Below are 22,079 nucleotides of genomic sequence, written 5' to 3'. Positions count from 1 at the left end.
TACGCGAGGGGCCGAACACATACCCGGGGATCTGCCGCTGCGGTGGGCCGGCCGACAGCCGGTCCGGGGCGCCGCCGGGCCCGGTGCTAGCGTGGATGGCTGATTTTGATGTGTACACCGTACCGAGGGGGAACCATGAGGAAGTCCGTGCGGCGCGGCCGGGGGTTGGCCGCGGTGTCGGCCGGGACGCTGGCTCTGTTCCTCGTCTCCGGTTGTTCGTTCAGCTTCGGCGGCGACAAGGTCGTCAAGAAGGACGAGGTCGCCGAGCAGGCGTCCGCCGGACTGGAGAAGCAGGTCGGGCGCGCCCCCGAGGACGTGACCTGTGAGGACGACCTCAAGGCCGAGGTCGGCGCGTCGGTGCGCTGCACGCTCACGGACGGCGGCAAGAAGCTCGGCATGACCGTCACCGTGCGCAGCGTCGACGGTGACGACGTGAAGATGGACTACAAGGTGGACGGTGGCGCGGACTCCGGCGCGTCCGCCGACCCGCAGCCCTCCGGCTCCCCGTCCGGCGCCACCGGCACGGCCGGCGCCGTGGACAAGGCCGAGGTCGCCCGGCAGGGCAGGGCCGCCCTCGCCGCCCAGGTGGGCAAGGAGCCCGACACCTTCACCTGCCCCCAGGACCTGCCGGCCCGGGTCGGCGCCATGGTTCGCTGCCGGCTCACGGACGGGGGCAGCCAGTACGGCGTGACGGTCACCGCGCAGTCGATCTCCGGCGGCACCGTCCACATGGACTTCAAGGTGGACCAGACGGCGGGCGGCTGACCCCTTCGGGGCCCGGACGGCGCCCGCCGTCCGGGCCCGCCGTCAGGCCGCCAGGCCCAGCCCGGCCAGCCGGTCGGGGTCGGTGAGGATGTCGAGCCCGGCGACGCGGCCGTCCCGGACGGTGAACGACATCACGGACAGCGGGCGGCCGTCGGCGTACGCGACGACCCCCGGCGTGCCGTTGACCAGCACGATCCGGGACTCGGCGGCGAACCGGGCGAAGGTTATCGCCTGCGACGCCACGTCCGCCGCACCGCGCCGCAGCAGGCTCGGCAGCAGCGCCCCGCCGTCCGACCGCGCCACCACGTCCGGGTCGAGCACCGCCAGCAGCGCCTCGAAGTCGCCGCCGCGCGACGCGCTCAGGAACGCCTCGACCACGCCGTGCTTGCGGGCGTTGTCCGTGTCGGCGGCCGGGGCCGCGCCCTGGACACGGCGGCGGGCCCGGCTGGCGAGCTGCCGGGTGGAGACCGTCGTCCGGCCCAGGACGGGCGCGATGTCGTCGAAGGGCACGTCGAACATGTCGTGCAGCACGAAGGCGAGGCGTTCGGCCGGGGACAGGGTCTCCAGCACGATCATCAGGGCGATGCCCACCGAGTCCGCGATCAGCACCTCGCGCTCCGGATCGACCCGCCGCAGCTCGGTGACCACCGGGTCCGGCAGCCGCACAGACCCGTCCTGCTCGGGCAGCGGCTCCTCGCGCCGCGTCGTCCGCGCCCTGAGCAGGTCCAGACAGATCCGGCCGACGACGGTCGTGAGCCAGGCGCCCAGATTCCTGACCTCGCTCACATCGCTGCGCTCCAGCCGCAGCCACGCCTCCTGAACGGCGTCGTCCGCCTCGGCGAGCGAGCCGAGCATCCGGTAGGCGACCGCGTGCAGTCCCGGCCGTTCGGCCTCGAACCGGTCCGTCGCGGAAAAAGTTCCGTTCATCTGTCACACCCCCGTGCGCGGATACGTCGATCCGGTGAACACGCTAACGGATCACGGGAGATCACCAGAGATGAGCACCGACAACAGCAACAGCACCACCACCACCCACGGCACCACCCCCGCCCTGTCCGCCCGGATGAAGAACCCCGCCATGGTGCTGCCGGACGCCATGAAGGGCATCCAGAACATCTACAAGGCCATGTACCAGGGCGGGGTCGCCCCGCAGATCCTGGAACTGGTGCATCTGCGGGCCAGTCAGATCAACGGGTGCAGCGCCTGCGTCTTCGCCGGGGTCGCCGGAGCGAAGAAGCACGGCGAGTCCGACGAGCGGCTGCACGCCGTGGCCGCCTGGCGCGAGGCTCCCTTCTTCACCGACGAGGAACGCGCCGCCCTCGCACTGACCGAGGCGGCCACCCGGCTCGCCGACCGCTCCGGCAAGGCGGTCTCCGACGAGCTGTGGAACGAGGCCGCCGACCACTTCACCGAGGAGCAGCTCTCCGCCATCATCCTGATGATCGGCCTCACCAACCTGTTCAACCGCATCAACGCCACCATCGAGGAGCCCGCGGGCACCAGTTGGTGACGCCCCGCGCGGTGTCGGCCGGACCGTGGTGACCTGCGGCGAGATCCGGTCGGGCCGCCGCCGGGGTCCCGCTCGTATGCTCGGAGCATGACCGACCCCCAGCGCGGACTCCCCACCACCAACGCCATGCGGCGTGCCCTCAAGCGTGCCCGTGACGGTGTCGCCCTCGACGAGGCGGAGGCCGCCGTGCTGCTCCGGGCGCGCGGCGAGGACCTGAGAGACCTCGCCGCGTCCGCCGCCAGGGTGCGGGACGCGGGCCTGGAAGCAGCGGGGCGGCCGGGGGTCATCACGTACTCCCGCAAGGTCTTCATCCCGCTCACCCGGCTCTGCCGCGACAAGTGCCACTACTGCACGTTCGTCACCGTGCCCGGCAAGCTCCGCCGCGCCGGGCACGGCATGTTCCTGTCGCCCGACGAGGTGCTGGCCATCGCCCGCGAGGGCGCCGCGATGGGCTGCAAGGAGGCCCTGTTCACGCTGGGGGACCGGCCCGAGGACCGCTGGCCCGAGGCCCGGCAGTGGCTGGAGGCCGAGGGATACGACGACACCCTCGCCTACGTACGCGCCATGGCGATCCGGGTCCTGGAGGAGACCGGGCTGCTGCCCCACCTCAACCCCGGCGTGCTGACCTGGACCGACCTCCAGCGCCTCAAGCCCGTCGCCCCCTCCATGGGCATGATGCTGGAGACCACCGCCACCCGGCTCTGGTCCGAGCCCGGCGGCCCGCACCACGGCTCCCCGGACAAGGAGCCCGCCGTACGGCTGCGCGTCCTGGAGGACGCCGGACGGTCCAACGTGCCGTTCACCACCGGCCTCCTCATCGGCATCGGCGAGACGTACGAGGAACGCGCCGACGCCCTCTTCGCGCTGCGCCGCACCGCCCGCGCCTACCACGGCATCCAGGAAGTCATCGTCCAGAACTTCCGGGCCAAGCCCGACACCGCGATGCGCGGCATGCCCGACGCCGAGCTGGAGGAGCTGGCCGCCGCGATCGCCGTCGCCCGCCACATCCTCGGCCCCTCCGCCCGCATCCAGGCCCCGCCGAACCTCGTGGACGCCGAGTACGCCCTGCTCATCGGCGCCGGCATCGACGACTGGGGCGGCGTCTCGCCGCTCACCCCGGACCACGTCAACCCCGAGCGCCCCTGGCCGCACATCGACGAACTCGCCGCCCGCACCGCCGAGTCCGGGTTCACCCTGCGGGAACGCCTCACCATCTACCCGGAGTTCATCCGGCGCGGCGAACCCTGGCTCGACCCGCGCCTCCTGCCGCACGTACGCGCGCTCGCCGACCCGGAGACCGGGCTCGCCAAGGAGGGCGCGATCCCCGAGGGGCTGCCCTGGCAGGAGCCCGACGAGGGGTTCAACGCCTCCGGCCGCACCGACCTGCACCGCACCATCGACACCGAGGGCCGCACCGCCGACCGCCGCGACGACTTCGACGTCGTCTACGGGGACTGGGAGGCGCTGCGCGAGGCGGCGGCCCCCGGCATGGTGCCCTCGCGGATCGACGGGGACGTGCGGGCCGCGCTGAGCCGGGCCGCCGACGACCCGACCCGCCTCACCGACGACCAGGCGCTCACCCTGCTGCACGCGGACGGCCCGGCCCTGGACGAGCTGTGCCGGATCGCGGACACCCTGCGCCGGGACGTGGTCGGCGACGACGTCACGTACATCGTCACCCGCAACATCAACTTCACCAACGTCTGCTACACCGGCTGCCGCTTCTGCGCCTTCGCCCAGCGCCGCACCGACGCCGACGCCTACACCCTCTCCCTGGACCAGGTCGCCGACCGGGCCGCGCAGGCGTGGGACGTGGGCGCCGTCGAGGTCTGCATGCAGGGCGGCATCCACCCGGACCTGCCCGGCACGGCGTACTTCGACATCGCCCGCGCGGTGAAGGAGCGCGTGCCCGGCATGCATGTCCACGCCTTCTCACCCATGGAGGTCGTCAACGGCGCCACCCGCACCGGCCTGTCCATCCGGGACTGGCTGATCGCCGCGAAGGAGGCCGGGCTCGGCTCCATCCCCGGCACCGCCGCCGAGATCCTCGACGACGAGGTCCGCTGGGTCCTCACCAAGGGCAAGCTGCCCACCGCGACCTGGCTTGAGGTCATCAAAACCGCCCACGAGGTGGGCCTGCGCTCCTCCTCGACCATGATGTACGGGCACGTCGACCAGCCCCGCCACTGGCTGGGCCACCTGCGCACGCTGGCCGCGCTCCAGCAGGAGACCGGCGGCTTCACCGAGTTCGTGACGCTGCCCTTCATCCACACCAACGCCCCGGTCTACCTCGCCGGCATCGCCCGCCCCGGCCCCACCGACCGCGACAACCGGGCCGTCACCGCGATGGCCCGGCTCCTGCTGCACCCGCACATCACCAACATCCAGACCAGCTGGGTCAAGCTCGGCACGGAGGGTGCGGCGGAAATGCTCCGCTCCGGCGCCAACGACCTGGGCGGCACCCTGATGGAGGAGACCATCTCCCGTATGGCCGGGTCGAGTTACGGCTCGTACCGCTCGGTTCGCGACCTGACCGCCATCGCCGAACTCGCCGGCCGTCCGGCGAAGCCGCGCACCACGCTGTACGAGGAGGTCCCGGCGGAACGCGTCGCGGCGGCCGCCGCATCGGACGGACACCTGCCGGAACTGCTGCCGCTGCTGCCGGAGTGAGCGCGGGGTCGGTGCGCCACCGGGGCTGACGGGTCGGCGGCGCGCCCGGTGGGGCCGGTGGCCCCGGTCAGTCCAGGCGGCGGGGCGCGCCCAGCAGGCCCGTCTCGACGTCCGTCGGCAGCAGCTTGACCAGCTTGTGGTGGCCCGGAGCGCACCACAGGACCATGTCGTCGCCGAGCTGCGACAGCGCCTCCGCGTTCACGCGCGGCAGCCGCAGCACCCGGCCCAGCACCGCCGCCTCCTCCGGCGAGACCCGCTGGACACCGACGAGCCCGGCGTGCTCCACCAGCCTCGGCGCCGCCGGGCCCGGGAACGGCAGCAGCGTCAGCACGGACTGCCAGGGCCCGGGGGCCAGCCGGCTGCGCGGGGGCCGCATGCCGCAGTCCCGGACCACCAGGACCGGGCCGGACGCCGACGCGCCCTGCGGAGCCACCCGCTGCACCTCGTGCACGGTCATCGACGGCTCGCCGCCGGCCACGGACCGCGCGAGCCCCGACCACGCCTGCGGCCGGGCCGTCTCGATCGCGACGCGCGCCCCCGTACCGGCCGCGCGCAGCGCCAGTACCTGGGCCGTCCACACACCCCCGATGAGCACCACGTCCAGCGGCTCCGGACGGAACAGGCCGAGCACGGCGGGCCGCCCGTGCGCGTCGCTGCCCGCCACGACGCCGTCGTCCCCCACCGGCAGCCGCAGCGCGGCGAGCCGGTCCACGGGCAGCGTGTGCCGGCCCCGGCGCGGGCCGAACAGCCCGAGCCCGGCCCGGAAGCGGGTACGGGGAGCGGTCACCGGACACCTCCGAGCGGCAGAGTGGCGAGCACACCGGGCAGCTGTTCGCGATCCAGCCGCACCAGGCCGACCTTCGCACCGCGCGCCGCGCGCTCCAGCCGGCGACCCGCCCCGGCCAGCTCCTGCGCGCCGTGCGCCGTCAGCCGCACATGACCGGTGACGGCCGGCGCCCCGCCCGTACCGCGCGATACCGTCAGACTGAACGTACTCACCGGAGCCGGCGCCGACGTCAGCAGCGCCACCAACTCCGCCGAGGCCGCCGCCCCCGCACCCAGCCGGGGCCAGCGCCCCACCCAGTACGTGGTGTGCCAGCGGTTGTCGCAGCGCCAGGCCCGGCCCGACTCCGCCGTCCGCCGCACCGACCCGTCCGGCCCCGCCCCCGGCGGACCGGCCTGCGCGGACACCCCGGCCGACGTCGCCAGCGCGGACACCACCTGCTCCTCGGACAGCAGCGACACCTCGAACCCGGCCGCCGCCAGCCGGCTCGCCAGCTGGTCCGCCGCCCGCAGCAACGCCCGCTGCGCCCCGCCGAGCCCGCCGCCGCGCGCCCGTACCGCCTCCGGGCACAGGGCCGGGTCGAGCTTCAGGGCGATCCACGTCAGTCGGACCGCCGGAGTGCCCGATGCGGCCTGGAGCGACGCGTACGACCGGGTGGCCGGGGAATCCTGCGGAAGCTGCGGGCCGGGCGCGGGCCGGGTGTGCTGCACGACCTGCGCCGACTCCAGCCGGACGCCGTCCACCTCCAGGGCCTCATACAGCAGCCCCAGCTCCAGCGGCCGCGCCGCACGCTCCGCCCGCAGCGGCTCGTTGCGGGCCTGCACGAGAAGCAGCGCGGTCAGGAACGAGCCGTCGCCCACCATGCCGATCCCGCGCTCCCGCTTCCGGTCCCGGTAGGTGTACGTGCGCAGCGCGCCCGCGCACTCCAGGACCGGTGCCAGGACGGGATCGACGCCCTCGGCGGACCACGGCCTGCGCGCCGCGCGCAGCCGTGCCCGCAGCGCCAGCGCCGTCGCGCACCACTCCAGCGCCGGACGCCCCCGCCTGCGCAGGGCCGCGACCAGCACCAGAAGGGCGGCGACCACGGCCGCCGGCACCAGCAGGGCGCGGTGCGCGGCCCACGCGACCAGCACCAGCGCACCGGCCGCCTCCAGCAGCACCAACTGATGCAGCCGCACACCGCCGATCCGTCCCGGCCGGGGATGCGATCGCAACCTCGTCACCGTACTCGTCGTGCTGCTCATCCCCGCTATGTCCCCTCCGCGTCACGGCACTTCGGCATCCGCGAGCGCACCCACGCTATCGGCACGACGACGGCCGGCCGCCAACTGCCCCGAAAACGGGGCCCGTACAGCGAGACTCCGGCCGGGCGGGCATAGTGGGTGCGGTTCGCGAGGCGTACACAACCAGGGGGAAGCCCGGCAGATGGCATCACGGCGTGACGAACTCAATGCCTACACCTTCGCGAAGAAGCGACTGGTCGCCGCCTTTCTGCAACCCTCGGCGGCCGGCACGGACGAGGCGGCACCGCGCCCGCTGCGCGCCGTGCTGCCGGGGCTGGTGGTGGGCGCCCTGCTGCTGGCCGGATTCGGCGCCTGGGGCATCTTCAAACCGAAGGTGCCGAACGGCTGGAGCGCCCCCGGCGCCCACGTCATCGTCGGCAGCGAATCCACCACCCGGTACGTCGTCCTGGAGACCAAGGGCGTCAAGCGCCTGCACCCGGTGCTCAACTTCGCCTCGGCGAAACTGCTGCTCGACCCGGACAACTCCTCGGTGATGCAGGTCCCCGAGTCCGTACTCGACGGCGGCGGCATCCAGCGCGGCCCCATGCTCGGCATCCCCTACGCACCCGACCGGCTGCCCAGCGCCGCCGAGGCGGGGCGCGGCAAGCTGTGGGTGGTCTGCGAACAGCCCGGCGCCGGCGCGGGGCGCACCGTGCAGAAGGCCGTCTTCCTGCTCGCCGACCGGGAGGCCGGCAAGGTCGGCGGCAAGCGGCGGCTGCACGAGGGCCAGGCGCTCTACGTCGAGGCGGACGGCGACGAGGCCACCCGGTACCTGGTGGAACCGGACGGCACACGGCACGCCGTGGGGACCACCGGAGGCGACCGGCCGCCGGCCCGCGAGGAGGTGCTGCGCCGCTCCCTGTTCGGCGACGGCGCCCGGCCCCAGCGGGTCACCGACGACTGGCTGCGCACCCTGCACACCGGCAGCGCCATCGACTTCCCGAAGCTGCCCGGCAAGGCCGGCGCCCCGGCCGGGGTGGGCGGCGGCCTGGACGCCCGACTGGACAAGGTGGGCATGGTCCTCAAGGCCGTCGCCGGCACCGGGATGCAGCACTACGTCGTGCTGCCCGGCGAGGTGGCACCCGTGTCCGACTTCGTCGCCCGGCTGCTCCTGACGAGCCCGGAGGCGGCGGTGCTGGGCCAGAAGGCACAGGCCGCGGAGGTCGCCCCGCAGTCGTTCACGCCCTCGCCGGACGAGTTCTACGCGGACAAGGGCTGGCCCGCGAGCATCCCCGTCCAGGCCAACGACACGGCCGCCCGTACCGGAACGGTCTGCAACGTGCTGCACGGGGTGGACGCCAAGGGGGTGGCCGAGCTGACGACCTGGGCCGGCCCGCGCTACCCGGTGAGCTTCCTGGACGGGGCGACCAGCGCCTACGTGACGCCGGGCAGCGGGGTGCTGTACCGGCAGTTCAGCGGGGCGTCGCCGACCACCGGCTCGCTCTTCCTGGTCACGGACACGGGGCTGCGGTACGCGGTGCAGACCAACAACGACAGCAGCGCCGACCCCTCGGAGATCGGCGAGACGGCGAAACCCGGCGCCCCCGGGGAGCGGACCGTCGAGGTCAACCAGACGCAGATCAGGCTCGGTTACCGCAACGTCCGGCCGGTCCCGGTGCCGGAGAACTGGTCGAACCTGCTGCCCAAGGGGCCCCGCCTCGACACCAACAGCGCCAAGCAGCCGCAGAGTTCCTGAGAGAGAGGGGGAGGGGATCTACGAGATGATCACCCATGGTGCGATCGCTCTTCCGGCGCGCAGGGCCGCTGCCGTACTGCTGCTGACGCTCACGGCGGCCGGAGGGATTCCGGTCCTGCCCGTGGCGCCCGCCGCCGCCGAGGATTCCGTTCCGCAAACGGGCGCCGAGGGCAGCGGCGAGTGCACTTTTCCGATGCCGAAGCAGATCCGGGGCCGCCCCTGGTCGCTCCAGCGGCTGGTGTTCGATCAGCTCTGGCAGGACACCAGGGGCAAGGGGGTCCGGGTCGCCGTCATCGACACCGGGGTGGACGCCGTCAACCCCCAACTGCGCACCGCCGTGGATCGCGCGGCCGGCCTCGACCTGCTCCCGCCGGAGAAGCCGGACGGCTCGGCGGCGGGGGAGAAGGCCGGCGGCAAGGGCAAGGGCAAGGCGAGGGGGCGCGGTGACGCCACCGCCGACCGCGTCGGCCACGGCACCAAGGTCGCCGGGATCATCGCGGCCCGCCCCCGCGCGGGCACCGGGTTCGTCGGCATCGCACCCGAGGCGACGATCATCCCGATCCGGCAGAACGACGACCGGGGCACCGGCACCGCCGCGACCCTGGCCACGGCCATCCGGCACGCCATCAGCGAGGACGCCCGGGTCATCAACATCTCCCAGGACACCGCGAAGCCGCTGCGCGCCGACTCCGACCTGGCGCGCGCGGTGCGCGAGGCGCTGGACAAGGACATCGTGGTGGTCGCGTCGGCGGGCAACGACGGGCTCACCGACCGGGTCGAGAAGACGTACCCGGCGGCGTATCCGGGGGTGCTCGCGGTGGCCGCGTCGGACCGGAACGACGAGCGGGCGCCCTTCTCGCAGACCGGGGACTTCATCGGCGTCGCGGCGCCGGGCGTGGACATGGTGTCCACCGTGCCCGGCGGCGGCCAGTGCGTGGACAACGGCACCAGCTTCTCGGCGCCGTACGTCGCGGGGGTGGCCGCGCTCATCCGCGCCAAGCACCCGCGCTGGACGCAGGGCCAGGTGGTGGCCCAGATCGAGCAGACCGCCGAGCGCGCGGTGAACGGCCGGGACGACTTCATCGGGTGGGGTGTGGTGGACCCGGTGCGCGCGCTCAACGACGACGAGCACCCGGTGGACGCGCCCACCCCGGACCGGGCGGTCTCGGACGGGCCGGTCGGGCCGGAGCCGGTGGCGCTCCAGCTGGGGGAGACCCGGCAGGAGCGCATGACCCGGCTCGCGACGTACGTCCTGGCCGTGACGGGCGTGCTCGCGATGGTGATCGCGGGGGTCGCGGTCCTGCTGCGCACTCGGGACGACGAGCACCCGGAAATAGGTGAATGAGTAACAACTCGCTTGGCGCATAAGCATGTTGGAATAGTTGCTGCGCGTAGCTAAAGTGAAACAGCAAAAAAAGTGGTGCGGGGGCCCAGACGCGACAGCGGGTGGCCTGTACCCCGCACCGTCCACTCCTGGGGGAAGGCACGTCATGGGAGACAGGCTCAAGCTTTCATCCGAACAGATCGACAAGCTCATCATCGAGCTGGGTCACATGCACGACACGCTCGAAGGCAGGATCACCCAGCTCAACGGGGTCATCGACGCCGTGGAGGGCCACTGGAAGGGCGTCGCGGCCAACGCGTACAACGGCCTTCAGGCGCAGGTCAACCTCGATGTGCGGAACCTGAAGGAGCTCCTGGCCTTCACGAAGGAAGCGGTTCAGATGAGCCGCGACGGCTTCGACGCCGAGGAGGTCGAGCGCCTCAACAGCTTCAAGGGCATCGACGGCGTCGACCACACGGGCAGCAACGGCATCCTGGACCGGTTCCAGGTCTCCTAGCCGCCGCCTCCGCGCGGCCGGTACCCGTACCCGTACTCGTACCTGTACCCGTTTTCGTACCTTCGTTCCTTCGTTCCCTCGTTCCTTCGTTCAGGAGACAGACCGTTCCATGGAAATCACATACTCGGGTGTCGTCGAGGCATCCAACCAGGTCAGGACCACCGCCGGCACCATCAAGACCCAGCTCGACGAGCTCAACACGAAGGTCAAGGCCGTCGTCGCGACCTGGGACGGTGAGACGCAGCGGGCGTTCTACGACCGCCACGCCGGCTGGGACCTCAAGGTGAACCACATGCACGAGACGCTGACGACGATCGCGAACAAGCTTCTGGAGGCGACCGAGGGCTACGCGGCGAACGACCTCGCCCAGTCCCGTCGCTTCCACGGCTGACCTGCGGGCATCACGGCACCATAGGGGGGTGCGGGCATGGGATTGCGTCTTCCGGACGACCCACCGCTGAACGACCCGAGCCATCCGGGCGGGGGGCCCGGAGCGCCGGACCTGGCCACACCGGGTGAGTCGCTGAAGAAGTTCAAGACACGCGTGGACCTGCTCCTCACGAAGCTCGACGGTTCACCGGCCGCCCACAGCCGCATCGGGGAACAGGAGATCCAGGCCGCCGCGTACGGGACCGATTTCGCGGAAGCGATGATGTTGTCGGTCACCTACAAGGTGGTCCACCTGCGGCTCACCCAGCTCTCCAGGACGCTCGGTGAGCAGCTGGAGGCGATGGGCATCACCGTCGACCTGGCCGACCGGGGGTACGAGAACGTGGACCAGGAGTACGCGGAGCGCCTGCACGCGATCCAGAAGCGCGTCGCGGCCGGCTACCAGAAGCCGGAGGCGGGCCCGGACACCGGGCAGCCGAAGGACGTTCCGCCCACGGGCACGGGTACCTCCAGCGGCCCCGACGGTTTCTAGCCACGCGATCCGAACGGGGCGAGGGGGAACGGACCATGGGCGACAAGGGCAAGCTGCCGCCGCTCAACGCGCAGTACCACACGACCGATTTCGAGAACATGCCGTACGAGGACATGCTCCGCATGATCCGAGGGGTGAACCCCACGGCGATCATGGACCGGGGCACGGCGCTCGTGGACGCGCAGGCGGAGATCGAGAAGATCGGCACCGAACTCAAGGAGCACGTCAGCCGCACCACATGGAAGGGCAAGGGCGGCGACGCGTTCCACGAGTGGGGCGACGAGTTCGCCAGGGAGACGCTCAAGCTGGCCGACTACGCGGGCGCCGCCGGCACCTCGCTCCAGACGGCCGGCCAGGCCCTCAGCGAGGTCACTGCGGCAATGCAGGGCCATCCCGACGCCACCGCGATGTGCTACGCGGACGCGGAGAAGGAGAAGGCCCGACTGGAGGCCGTCGAGAAGGCGCGGAACGAGGCGATTCCGCAGATGAACAAGCTCGCCTCGTACTACCTGATGGCGCAGCAGACGATCGCGGCACAGGAAGAACCGAACTTTCGGCCGTTGCCGACAGAGGTGATGCCGGGAGACGACTATGCCTGGATGTCGAAGCCATACGGCTCATCCGACTCCTCTGTGGCCCCGCCCTCGGAGTCCAGTGTGCCGGTAACCGTGGGCTCGGTGGGCAGTTCCTATGCGGGTACGGTGCAGCACTTCGAAGGCGGATCATCGTCCGTCGCCAGCGTATCCACCCACACACCGCAGCAGATTCCCATCGTTTCTGGGGCCCCGGACACTACGGGCACGAACATCGACACGGTGACGCTGCCGGAGGCCCCGGTGGTCACGGCGCCTCCGGCCACGGGCACGCCCGTGCCGCAGATTCCGGCAGGTGGTGGGGGCCAGACCCCACTTCCGCCCGTAGTACTGCCCTCGCGGACGGGGCCGATCGGTCCCGGCGGCGGTGGTACGCGGCGGGGGGAGCCGGTCGGGCCGGTGGGCAGAGGAGGCATCGAGAGCGTCCGGCCGCCTGCGACCGTCCGGGCCGATCCGGGTGTCCACGGCGGGACACCGGCCAGGCCGGTCACCGGTCCGACCGGAGGCGGTCCTCGTGGCACGGTGATCGGCGGGGAACGACCTGTGACCGGCCCCGGAATGATGGGTGGCCATGGGGTCGGAGCTGTCGGCACGCCGATGGGGCGTGGGGGTGCCATCGGCGGTTCGCAGCGTCTGGTTACCCGGCCCGGCGGTACGGTGCGGGCACCGCGCGAGACGGGAGCGGCGAGGGAGTTCACACCTGGGGGTAGCGGTCTCGTCCGAGGTCCGGCGGGTATGGGTGCGATGGGGCCGATGGCCGGTGCCCAGAGCGCCCGGCGGCGTACGCAACGGGACGGCGAGTCCCCGGACTACCTCACCGAGGACGAGGAGACCTGGGCGACCGGTGACGACGGTGTGGTCCCGCCCGTAATCGACTAGGAACACGAATGGGTGGCATGAGGTCAACGGCCGGGCGGCGGCGTGCTTCGGTGGCGGCGTCGGCGTTGGGCGCCCTGCTCCTTCTCGGTGGTGCCCTCGCACCGGCCGCGACAGCGGACACCGTGCGTGAGCGTGAGTGGTACCTGGACCGGATGCAGGCTCCGGAGATGTGGAAAGTCAGTACCGGTAAGGGGATTACCGTCGCTCTGCTTGATACAGGGGTAGACCCCACCGTGCCGGAGTTGACGGGGAAGGTACTCCAGGGAAAGAACTTCGTGGAGCCCGAACGCGGAGCACACCGGGACAAGGACGGTCACGGCACAGGGATGGCGTCGCTCATCGCTGGCAACGGGGTGAACGGCCAGGGCGTGCAGGGGCTTGCACCTGATGCACGTATTTTTCCGCTCACCGTCTTCGGGTCTTCCAAGGAATCCGGAACCAACAGCGTTCGCGCGGTGATTGAGGCCATCCGGTACGCCGCTGACAGCGACGCCCGGATCATCAACCTGTCCTTGGGATTCAGGGACCACGAGCTTGAAGGTGACGAGCGGGAGGAGATCCAACGAGCCGTTGACTACGCCGTGCAGCGTGGCAAGTTGGTGCTGGCGGCTACCGGAAACTCCGGAGAACAGGGGAATGACAAGGGGTACCCCGCAGCGAGTCTCGGTGTCGCGGGCATTGCAGCTGTCGACAAGATGTCGACGGTAACGAAGTTTTCGGTGTCCGGTCCCCAGGTGGCTCTTGCGGCGCCGGGAGACGAGATTCCGGTCCCGTGCGGCGGCGGCGTAGAGGGATACTGCAAGAGCAACGGCACCAGCCAAGCCACCGCCATCGCATCCGCCTCCGCCGCCCTCATCTGGTCCATGCACCCCGACTGGACCGGGAACCAAGTGCTGCGCGTCCTGATGAACACCGCGGCCCGGCCGACCGAGGGCGAGGTGCCCAGCCGTTACATCGGATACGGCACGGTCCGCCCCCGCATCGCCGTCCTCGGTGATCCGGGCGACCCCGGCCCCGCCGACGTGAACCCGCTCGTCGCGGCCCGCGCGGCCGCGTCTCCGACACCGGCCGCGTCCGCCGCCGGTGGCACCGCGACCCGTGCGGAGCAGCCGACGGCGGCCCCCGAGGCGGCCGGCGAGAGCGGCGGGAAGGCCATCGGCACGGGCGTGTGGATCACCGCCGGGGCGGCCCTCGCCGCAGCCGTCGCCGTAGGCGCGATCCTGCTGCGGCGCCGGAGCACCACGTACCGCCCCTAATCCGTCTCCGGCGCCAGCCACCCCGTCTGGATCAGGGCCGGTGTGCCCCGGCGGGCGACGAATACGCCGCGGCCCGGGGGCAGCGGGCGGGCCTTCACGCTGCCCAGGAGCTCGCCCTCGTTGGGGTGGCCGGACAGGAGGACGCCCTGGGCGCCCAGCTCCTTGAAGCGCTGGATGAACGGCTCGTACGAGGAGCGTCCGGCGCCCGCGCTGCTACGGGCGATGATGAAGTTGACGCCGGTGTCGCGGGCGAAGGGCAGGTTGTCCACCAGCTGGGCCAGCGGGTTGCCGGAGGACGTGGCGACCAGGTCGTAGTCGTCCACGATGATGAAGGCGCGCGGGCCGCGCCACCAGCTGCGGGTGCGCAGTTGCTGCGGGGTGACGTCGGGGCCGGGGATACGGCTGCCGATGAGGGTGTTCATGTCGTTGAGGTACGACTCGAACGTGTTCTGCGTCGTCGCGTAGCCGACCAGGTACGGCTCGGGCACGCACTCCAGCAGTCCGCGCCGGTAGTCGCCGACGCAGATCAGGGCCTCCGCGGGGGTGTAGCGGGCGGTGATCTGCCGGATGAGGAGCCGCAGCAGCGCCGTCTTCCCGGACTCCGACTCGCCGAACACCGCGAACAGCGGGTCGGTGTCGAAGTCCACGTACACGGGGGCGAGGTTCATCTCGTCGATGCCGATCGCGACGCCGCCGCGCTCCCCGTCCGGGCCGGTCGGCAGGTCGCGGGCGGCGAGCGTCCGGGGCAGCATGCGGACCGCAGGGGCGTGCGGGCCGGGCCAGGCGTCGGCCACCGAGCGGACGAACGCGGCGGTGGCGTCGGACAGGTCGTCGCCACCCCCGCCCGCCGAGTCGTCGGTGCGCGGCAGGGCGCCCATGAAGTGGAGCCGTTCCGCCGTCAGGCCGCGTCCCGGCGTGCCGACCGGCACGTTCTTGGCGATCTTGCGGTCGAGTTCGGAGTCGGTCGGGTCGCCGAGGCGCAGCTCCAGGCGGTTGAGCAGCTGGTCCTTGAGCGCGGCGCGCATTTCCATGTACCGGGAGACGGTGGCGACCAGATGGATGCCGAGGCCGAGGCCGCGGGCGGCGATGTCGGCGACGACGGGCTCCAGGAACTCGTAGTCCGTCTTGAAGGACTGCCAGCCGTCGATCACCAGGAAGACGTCGCCCCACGCCTCGTCCGGCAGCCGGCCCGCCGCGCGCAGCCTGCGGTAGGTGGTGATGGAGTCGATGCCCCGGTCCCGGAAGAGGGCTTCGCGCCGGTTGAGGATGCCGGCGACCTCGGCGACCGTGCGGCGGATCTTCTCCGGGTCGAGCCGGGAGGCGACTCCGCCGACGTGCGGCAGGCCCTCGACGGCGGTCATGCCTCCGCCGCCGAAGTCCAGCCCGTAGAACTGCACCTCGTGCGGGGTGTGGGTGAGGGCGAAGGCGCCGACGAGGGAGCGTACGAGGGTGGACTTCCCGGAGCGCGGCCCGCCCACGATCAGCATGTGTCCGGCGGCGCCGGAGAAGTCGCGTACGAGGGTGTCGCGGCGTTGCTCGAACGGCTTGTCCACCAGGCCGAACGGCACCGTGAGCCCGCCGTTCCGCGCGTACTCGGGCGCGTGCAGGCCGCGCGCGGGCGTCACCGAGAGCGCGGGCAGCAGCCGGTCGAGCGAGGGGGCCTCGGTGAGCGGCGGCAGCCACACCTGGTGGGCGAGGGGGCCCTGGCCCTCCAGCCGGCCGGCGATGACGTCGAGGACGGTGTCCGCCAGGGCGTCGGGTGTCGTCCGTCCGGGTACGAAGGGGGTGCTCGGCTCCGGCTCCGGCTCCGGGTAGTGGACCGCGACCGGGGCGGCGGTGAACAGGACGGGGCGCCGGTCGATGACGGGCTCCCCGTCGTCGGGGGCCGGTGCGGTGCCCGGCCGGTAGATCCCCGACACGTAGGCGGCCTTGAACCGGGTCATCCCCTCGGTGCCGAACTTCAGGAACCCGGAACCGGGCACCGACGGCAGATGGTAGGCGTCGGGCACGCCCAGGGCGGTGCGGGACTCGGCGGCGGAGAAGGTCCGCAGACCGATCCGGTACGAGAGGTAGGTGTCCAGGCCGCGCAGCCGGCCCTCCTCCAGGCGCTGCGAGGCCAGCAGCAGATGCACGCCCAGGGACCGCCCGATGCGGCCGATCTGGATGAACATGTCGATGAAGTCGGGCTTGGCCGTGAGGAGTTCGCTGAACTCGTCGATCACCAGGACGAGTGAGGCCAGCGGCTCAAGCGGGGCCCCGGCGGCGCGCGCCTTCTCGTAATCGGTGAGGTTGGCGTAGTTGCCGGCGGTCCGCAACAGCTCCTGGCGGCGCTGGAGTTCCCCGGTGATGGAGTCCCGCATGCGGTCGACCAGGGTGAGGTCGTCCGCGAGGTTGGTGATCACCGCGGCGACGTGCGGGAGCTTGGACATCCCGGAGAACGTGGCGCCGCCCTTGAAGTCGGCCAGGACGAAGTTGAGGGTCTCCGACGAGTGGGTGACCGCCAGGCCGAGGACGAGGGTGCGCAGCAGTTCGGACTTGCCGGAACCGGTCGCGCCGACACACAGCCCGTGCGGGCCCATGCCCTCCTGCGCGGCCTCCTTGAGGTCGAGCATGACGGGGGAGCCGTCCTCGCCGACACCGATCGGCACCCGCAGCCGCTCCGCCGCCGAGCGCGGCCGCCACACCGTGTCCGGGTCCACGGCCGCGGGGTCGCCGATGTTCAGCAGGTCGGTGAAGTCCAGGTTGGCCAGGAGGGGTTCGTCGTCGTCCCCGCCGCCGCCCAGCCGGAACGGGGCGAGCTGGCGGGCCAGCGCCTCCGCCGCCTCGACGGGCAGCAGGTCGGGCGTGCCGTGGTAGGCGGCGCCGGCCGATTCCACCCGCAGCCGGTCCGGCCGCACCGCGAGGTGCAGTCCGCCGCGCGGCTCCGCCAGGTCCTCCGGGACCAGTTCCACGACGGTGACCCCCTGGAGCCCCTCCGCCGAGGCGAACAGCGAGTCCGGGGGCACGACGCCGCCGTCCAGTACGAGGACCACGTGCGGCTGGTCCAGGAGCGGGGTGGCCTCGCGGCTGAAGCGGGAGCGGCCGTCCAGCGTGCTGTGGAGCAGTGCCTCCACCTCCGCCAGGTCGTCGCTGAACAGCCGCTTGGTGCCGGCCCCGTCCGTCGAGCCGGGGACCTGGGTGTGCGGCAGCCACTTCGTCCAGTCCCACAGGTCCGCCGTGTCCGGGGCGGCCACCACCGCGACCGTCAGGTCCTCGGGGGAGTGCAGTGCGGTCAGTCCGGCCACCATCGCCCGGGCGCAGCCGCGTACCGCATCGGGGTCGCCGGAGACCACGAGGTGGTAGAAGGCGCGCAGGGACACCGCCATGGGGAGCCGGTCCACCGAGCCGTGGGCGGCCAGGAAGCGGTGCATGGCGCCCGCCGCCAGCGGCTCCAGTTCGTCCACCGGGGCCGTCGTCGGTGCGACGAGCGGCGTCCACAGCTGCTGCGGGCCCAGGCCGACGCGCACCTGCCCGAAGTCGTCGTCGGTGATGCGGCGCTCCCACAGCCGCTGCCCCTCGGCGACCAGGCACCACAGCTGGCCCGGGTCCGGGTGCAGATGGAACTGGGCGTCGCGCTGGGCGCGGGCGGTGCGGCGCACCTTGCGCCGGGTCTGCGCCAGGTATTTGAGGTAGTCCCGGCGGCCCTGCGCCGACTGGCCCTGGGTGCCCTTGCGATGGCGGATCACCTGGGCCACGACCATGGCGCAGGTGGACAGCAGCATCATGACGCCCATGATCTTCATGAACGGATGCGAGCCGGGCATGAAGAAGAACACCACCGACGAGCCCATGCCGAGCATCGGCAGGAGCTGCATGGCCATGCCCTCCTGCTGTCCGCGCGGCAGCTCGGGCGGCGGCTCCAGCCGCAGTTCCGCCGATGCGGCCTCGGGCGGCATCGTGCGGGGCGGGCGCTTGACGACGATCTGGGTCACCGGCGAATCAGTCCCTCAGTGCTGCCCGGAGCATGGTGTGCCGGCACCCCCCTGGCAGCGGCTCGGCTCCGCGCGCCGATCATCCTAATCGAGGGAAGGGACGGGCCCCGGATAGGGTAACGGCCGTCGGTGGTTGGGGATTTGACCGGCGCGTGAGCGATCGGCGGCGCGCCGGGGAGCGAACGAGGGGGCACAGCAGGTGAGTTCGACCGTCACAACCGCAGGTTTCTGCCGCATAACGGTCGTGGCGCCGGACGGCCGCATCGACGTCGCCCTGCCGGACGACGTCCCCGTCGCCGATCTCCTGCCGGAGATCCTGCGGCTGACCGGCCAGGAGGTCCCGCCGGGAACACCGCCCGGCTTCCACCTGACGCGCCGCGACAACACCGTCCTGGACGCCACCCACACGCTGGGCGTGCAGCGCGTCCCGGACGGGGACGTGCTGCGGCTGCGGCCGTTCACCGAGTCGCTGCCACCGGCCGTCTTCGACGACGTCGCCGACGCGGTCGCCTCCGCCGTCCGGCGCGACCGCACCCTGTGGAGCGACCGGCTGCTGGGCGCGGCCGGGCTCTTCGGCGGGGCGCTGCTGCTGGTCCTCACGGCCTTCGTGCTCTGGTTCGCCGACCCGGTCCGGCACGACATGCACGGGCTGCCGGGGATCGTCGCCGCCGCCGTGGGCGGGCTGCTCGCCGTGCTCGCGGGGGTCCGCGCCCGGCGTTACGGGGACCGGGCATCGGCCGTCGCCCTCGGCCTGGCGGCCCTGCCGCACGTGATGATCGCCGGGTCCGGGCTGCTGGCCCTCGATCCGGGCACCGGGGCGGGCCGCCTCCAGTTCATGCTGGGCTGCGCTGCGGTGCTCGTGGTCTCCGCCGGGCTCGTCGTGGCCCTGCCGGCCGGGGACGCCCCGTTCGTCGCCGTCGTGTCCGCGTCGGCGGTCGGCACCCTCGCCGCGTTCCTGTCGATCGTCGCGGAGGCCCGGCCGCGCGAGACGGCGGCCGTGTGCGTGGTCGTCGCGATCGGCGCCGTCGCCTTCCTGCCCGGTCTCTCCGCACGGGTGGCCCGGCTGCCCATCGGGTACGCGGCCCCGCAGTCCGCGACGGACGCCGACCCCGACGACGAGCCCGGCCTCGGCGACCCCGACCCCGTCGACACCGAACGCATCGCGGCACGGGCCCGGCGCGGGCACGAACTCCTCCTCGGCCTCGTCGGGGGCTGCTGCCTCGTGGTCGTCGCGGCGGGCGCCGTCCTCGGCTTCTCGGCGGACGGCTGGGCCCGGGGCCTGGCCCTGGTCGCCGGACTCGCGACGCTGCTGCGCGCCCGCCTCTTCCGTCACACCGCCCAGGTCGCCACCGTGCTGGGCGCGGGCATCACCGCGCTGAGCCTGCTGGTGATCGGGCTGGCCCTCCACCCGCCGGCCGACGCCGTCGCCGCGATCCTGACCGGGGAGGACCCGGGCGCGCTCGACCTCCGTACGCTGTGGCTCGCCCTGGCCGTCACGGCCGGCGCCGCCCTGCTCACCGGCATCGCGCTGGTCGTCCCCCGCAAGGGCCTGTCCCCGTTCTGGGGCCGCCTGTCCGATCTGGCCGAAATACTGCTGCTCCTGGCCCTGATCCCGCTCTGCCTGGCCGTCCTGGACCTGTACGCGGCGGCCCGCTCGATGACCAGCTGACCGGCCGGCCGGCTGCCGGGCCCCCGCTCAGCCGAACGCGTCGTGGTCGGCCAGCAGCGCGTCGATCACGCGCAGTTCGCGCTCCTCCGGCGTTCCGTGCAGCCCCGCGTCCCGCGTCAGATTGAGCAGCGCCTTCCACAGCGCCCAGCCACGGGCCCGCGCCCAGGTGCCGGGGTCCTGGCACACCGCGTCCCGGAACGCCTCCCTGCTCTCGCCGTCGAACAGCGTCCAGGCGATCACCAGATCACAGGCCGGGTCGCCCACCCCGCAGGTGCCGAAGTCGATGACGGCCGCCAGCTCGCCGTCCCGGACCAGCAGGTTCCCGGCCGCCAGATCGCCGTGGAACCACGCCGGCGCCCCCTGCCACTCGGCGGCCAGGGCCGCTTCCCACACCGCCGCCGCGCCGGCCGCGTCCACCCGGTCCGCCGCGGCGGCCAGACAGCCGCGGGTCTCCTCGTCGTAGCGCGCGGGCGACGCGCCCCGGTGGAAGCTGTGCGGGCCGGCCGCCGGACCGCCGGCGGCGTCGCAGCCCTGGAGCGCGCGCACGAATCCGGCCACCGCGACCGCGAAGCCCGGCAGATCCCCGATGCGTTCGCGCGCCGCCGTCCCGCCGGGCAGCCAGCGGCGGACCGACCACGGAAAGGGATAGCCCTCGCCGGGCGCCCCCAGCGCGAGCACCGGTGGCACGGGGACCGGGAGCGACGGGGCCAGGCGCGGCAGCCAGTGGTGCTCCTTCTCCACGGCGGGCGCGTACCAGTCGCGGGTGGGCAGCCGGACCGTCATCGCGTCGCCCAGCCGGTACGTCCGGTTGTCCCAGCCGTCCACCTCGACGGGGACCACGGGCAACCCCGTCCACTGCGGGAACTGCGCGGCGATCAGACGCTCCACGAGCGCGGCGTCGATGCCCGCGCGGCCGTCGGGACGGGGGGAGGGGTACGAAGAGGGCATCGGGCGATCATCCGCCCCGCGCCCGCCCGCCGCAACGGAATTCGATGCGCCTCGGAGCCGTACAAAAAGCGTTCAGGACCCCCGGAGCGGCGGGGCTGTTCGATTACAGTGCTGTGCGGTTACCGCACAGTCGCACAGGGGAACGAAAACCACGGCATACGGGAGTGGCGCGGTGAGCACAGGGATCACGGCCGTCTGGGGCCGGGCCGAGCAGCAGGACTTCCGGAGCCGGGTACGCGGCACCCTCCTCGGCGGCGCCATCGGCGACGCGCTCGGCGCGGGCGTCAGCACCCTCACCCTGGACGAGATGCGCGCCGCGCTCGGGCCCGACGCCGTCACCGACTTCGTGCCCGCCCACGGCGCGCGCGGCACCGTCACCGCCGCCACCCAGCTCACCCTGTTCACCGTCGACGGGCTGATCCGCGCCCAGGTCCGCCGCGACACCGGCGTCTGGCACCCGCCCACCGACGTCCACCGCGCCCACCTCCGCTGGGCCGCCACCCAGCACGACTGGGGCCCCGACGAGCGCCGCGAGGACAACGGCTGGCTCGCCGGTCTGGAATGGCTCTACGCACGCCGCGCCCCCACCCGCGAATGCCTCAACGGCCTCGGCGACGACACCATGGGCACCCTGGACCGGCCCAAGCACCCCGCCGCGCGGGACGCCGCCGCGCTCACCCGGTCCGCGCCCTTCGGGCTGCTCGTCGGCTGGGAGCCGCAGCTCGTGCTCCAGCTCGCCGTCGAGTGCGCCGCGCACACCCACGGCCACCCCACCGCCCTGCTCTCCGCCGGCGCCTTCGCCGTCATCGTGCACGGCCTGGCGCGCGGCGACACCCTGGACGGCTCGGTGGGCCACGCGCTCGGGCTGCTCGCGGAGCGCCCCGGCCACGAACCCGTCACCGAGGCGCTGGGCCGGGCGCTGGACACGGTGCGCCGGGGCGTGCCGGGCCCCGAGCTCATCGAGTCCCTGGGCGCCACCGACTCCGCCGACGAGGTGCTGGCGGTGGCGGTGTACTGCGCCCTGGTCGGCGAGGACGTACGGCACGGGCTGCGGCTGGCCGTGAACCACGGCGGGCCGTCCGCCGCCACGGGCACGCTGTGCGGGGCGCTGCTGGGGGCGCTGCACGGCGAGACCGCGCTGCCGCCGGGCTGGCTCGCCGAGCTGGAGGGGCGGGCCACCCTCCTCGAACTCGCCGACGACTTCGCCCTGGAGATGACCTAGGGGCCCGCCCTGCACGGCCCGGACACCGCGGCGCCGGGCTGGCTGGCCCGCTACCCGCGCTGATCCGGCC

The 22,079-nt window shown here is 72.9% G+C and carries 16 protein-coding genes and 1 pseudogene; 12 read left to right on the top strand and 5 right to left on the bottom strand.

The features are described from left to right. Window positions 1–135 precede the first annotated feature (135 nt). Window positions 136–765 (top strand): DUF4333 domain-containing protein, encoded by a 630-nt coding sequence (locus tag OG710_RS11660; protein WP_330239271.1) that lies wholly within the window; start codon window positions 136–138, stop codon window positions 763–765. Between the two features lie 42 nt (window positions 766–807). Here the strand turns inward: OG710_RS11660 and OG710_RS11655 are convergent, their stop codons facing one another. Next, a complete protein-coding gene (locus OG710_RS11655; protein WP_330239270.1) occupies window positions 808–1,692 on the bottom strand; it encodes a sigma-70 family RNA polymerase sigma factor in 885 nt (294 codons plus the stop codon). A gap of 124 nt (window positions 1,693–1,816) precedes the next feature. Between OG710_RS11655 and OG710_RS11650 the strand changes: the two genes are divergently transcribed. Together OG710_RS11650 and OG710_RS11645 are read left to right on the top strand one after the other, a co-directional pair. Continuing rightward, window positions 1,817–2,275 (top strand): carboxymuconolactone decarboxylase family protein, encoded by a 459-nt coding sequence (locus OG710_RS11650; RefSeq protein WP_330242222.1) that lies wholly within the window; start codon window positions 1,817–1,819, stop codon window positions 2,273–2,275. Between the two features lie 87 nt (window positions 2,276–2,362). Continuing rightward, the gene (locus tag OG710_RS11645) at window positions 2,363–4,945 is read left to right on the top strand and encodes a bifunctional FO biosynthesis protein CofGH (protein WP_330239269.1); all 2,583 of its coding nucleotides are present in this window, start codon (window positions 2,363–2,365) and stop codon (window positions 4,943–4,945) included. Window positions 4,946–5,012: 67 nt separating this feature from the next. Here the strand turns inward: OG710_RS11645 and OG710_RS11640 are convergent, their stop codons facing one another. Next, window positions 5,013–5,732: a hypothetical protein gene (locus OG710_RS11640; RefSeq protein WP_111330332.1), complete on the bottom strand. Its 720-nt coding sequence runs from the start codon at window positions 5,730–5,732 to the stop codon at window positions 5,013–5,015. Next, entirely contained in the window at window positions 5,729–6,952 is a 1,224-nt protein-coding gene (gene eccE / locus OG710_RS11635; RefSeq protein ID WP_330239268.1) for a type VII secretion protein EccE, read from the bottom strand. The genes OG710_RS11640 and eccE overlap by 4 nt, the downstream gene beginning before the upstream one ends. Before the next feature lie 202 nt (window positions 6,953–7,154). On the opposite strand from eccE, the gene eccB reads away from it, so the two are divergent. The 7 genes from eccB to OG710_RS11600 all read left to right on the top strand — a co-directional run bounded on the left by eccB (window position 7,155) and on the right by OG710_RS11600 (window position 14,199). Next, a complete protein-coding gene (gene eccB / locus OG710_RS11630; RefSeq protein WP_111330336.1) occupies window positions 7,155–8,708 on the top strand; it encodes a type VII secretion protein EccB in 1,554 nt (517 codons plus the stop codon). A 25-nt stretch (window positions 8,709–8,733) separates the two neighbouring features. Then, the gene (gene mycP / locus OG710_RS11625) at window positions 8,734–10,053 is read left to right on the top strand and encodes a type VII secretion-associated serine protease mycosin (protein ID WP_443064240.1); all 1,320 of its coding nucleotides are present in this window, start codon (window positions 8,734–8,736) and stop codon (window positions 10,051–10,053) included. A gap of 145 nt (window positions 10,054–10,198) precedes the next feature. Then, window positions 10,199–10,549: a WXG100 family type VII secretion target gene (locus tag OG710_RS11620; RefSeq protein ID WP_111330338.1), complete on the top strand. Its 351-nt coding sequence runs from the start codon at window positions 10,199–10,201 to the stop codon at window positions 10,547–10,549. Window positions 10,550–10,658: 109 nt separating this feature from the next. Beyond that, window positions 10,659–10,940: a WXG100 family type VII secretion target gene (locus OG710_RS11615; protein WP_330239267.1), complete on the top strand. Its 282-nt coding sequence runs from the start codon at window positions 10,659–10,661 to the stop codon at window positions 10,938–10,940. A 36-nt stretch (window positions 10,941–10,976) separates the two neighbouring features. Beyond that, complete coding sequence (locus OG710_RS11610) at window positions 10,977–11,471, top strand: hypothetical protein (RefSeq protein WP_330239266.1); 495 nt, start codon at window positions 10,977–10,979, stop codon at window positions 11,469–11,471. Window positions 11,472–11,506: 35 nt separating this feature from the next. After that, entirely contained in the window at window positions 11,507–12,943 is a 1,437-nt protein-coding gene (locus tag OG710_RS11605) for a WXG100 family type VII secretion target (protein ID WP_330239265.1), read from the top strand. 122 nt (window positions 12,944–13,065) lie between these two features. Then, the gene (locus OG710_RS11600; RefSeq protein ID WP_330239264.1) at window positions 13,066–14,199 is read left to right on the top strand and encodes a S8 family serine peptidase; all 1,134 of its coding nucleotides are present in this window, start codon (window positions 13,066–13,068) and stop codon (window positions 14,197–14,199) included. Here OG710_RS11600 and eccCa read toward each other — a convergent pair. After that, on the bottom strand, window positions 14,196–18,170 hold the full coding sequence (gene eccCa / locus OG710_RS11595) for a type VII secretion protein EccCa (protein ID WP_330239263.1): 3,975 nt from the start codon (window positions 18,168–18,170) through the stop codon (window positions 14,196–14,198). The genes OG710_RS11600 and eccCa overlap by 4 nt on opposite strands. A 199-nt stretch (window positions 18,171–18,369) precedes the next feature. Here eccCa and eccD point away from each other — a divergent pair, with 199 nt between their 5' ends. Next, window positions 18,370–19,839, top strand: a complete 1,470-nt coding sequence (gene eccD, locus OG710_RS11590) for a type VII secretion integral membrane protein EccD (protein WP_330239262.1) — start codon at window positions 18,370–18,372, stop codon at window positions 19,837–19,839. Between the two features lie 27 nt (window positions 19,840–19,866). Here the strand turns inward: eccD and OG710_RS11585 are convergent, their stop codons facing one another. Further along, the gene (locus OG710_RS11585) at window positions 19,867–20,787 is read right to left on the bottom strand and encodes an aminoglycoside phosphotransferase family protein (RefSeq protein ID WP_330239261.1); all 921 of its coding nucleotides are present in this window, start codon (window positions 20,785–20,787) and stop codon (window positions 19,867–19,869) included. Window positions 20,788–20,959: 172 nt separating this feature from the next. On the opposite strand from OG710_RS11585, the pseudogene OG710_RS11580 reads away from it, so the two are divergent. After that, window positions 20,960–22,072 (top strand): annotated as a pseudogene (locus OG710_RS11580) (ADP-ribosylglycohydrolase family protein). Window positions 22,073–22,079: the final 7 nt, after the last annotated feature.

It is taken from the genome of Streptomyces sp. NBC_00525 (assembly GCF_036346595.1).
Classification (GTDB): Bacteria; Actinomycetota; Actinomycetes; order Streptomycetales; family Streptomycetaceae; genus Streptomyces.
Note: the sequence above shows the minus strand (reverse complement) of the source record. Positions and strands in the feature narration are given on the sequence as shown.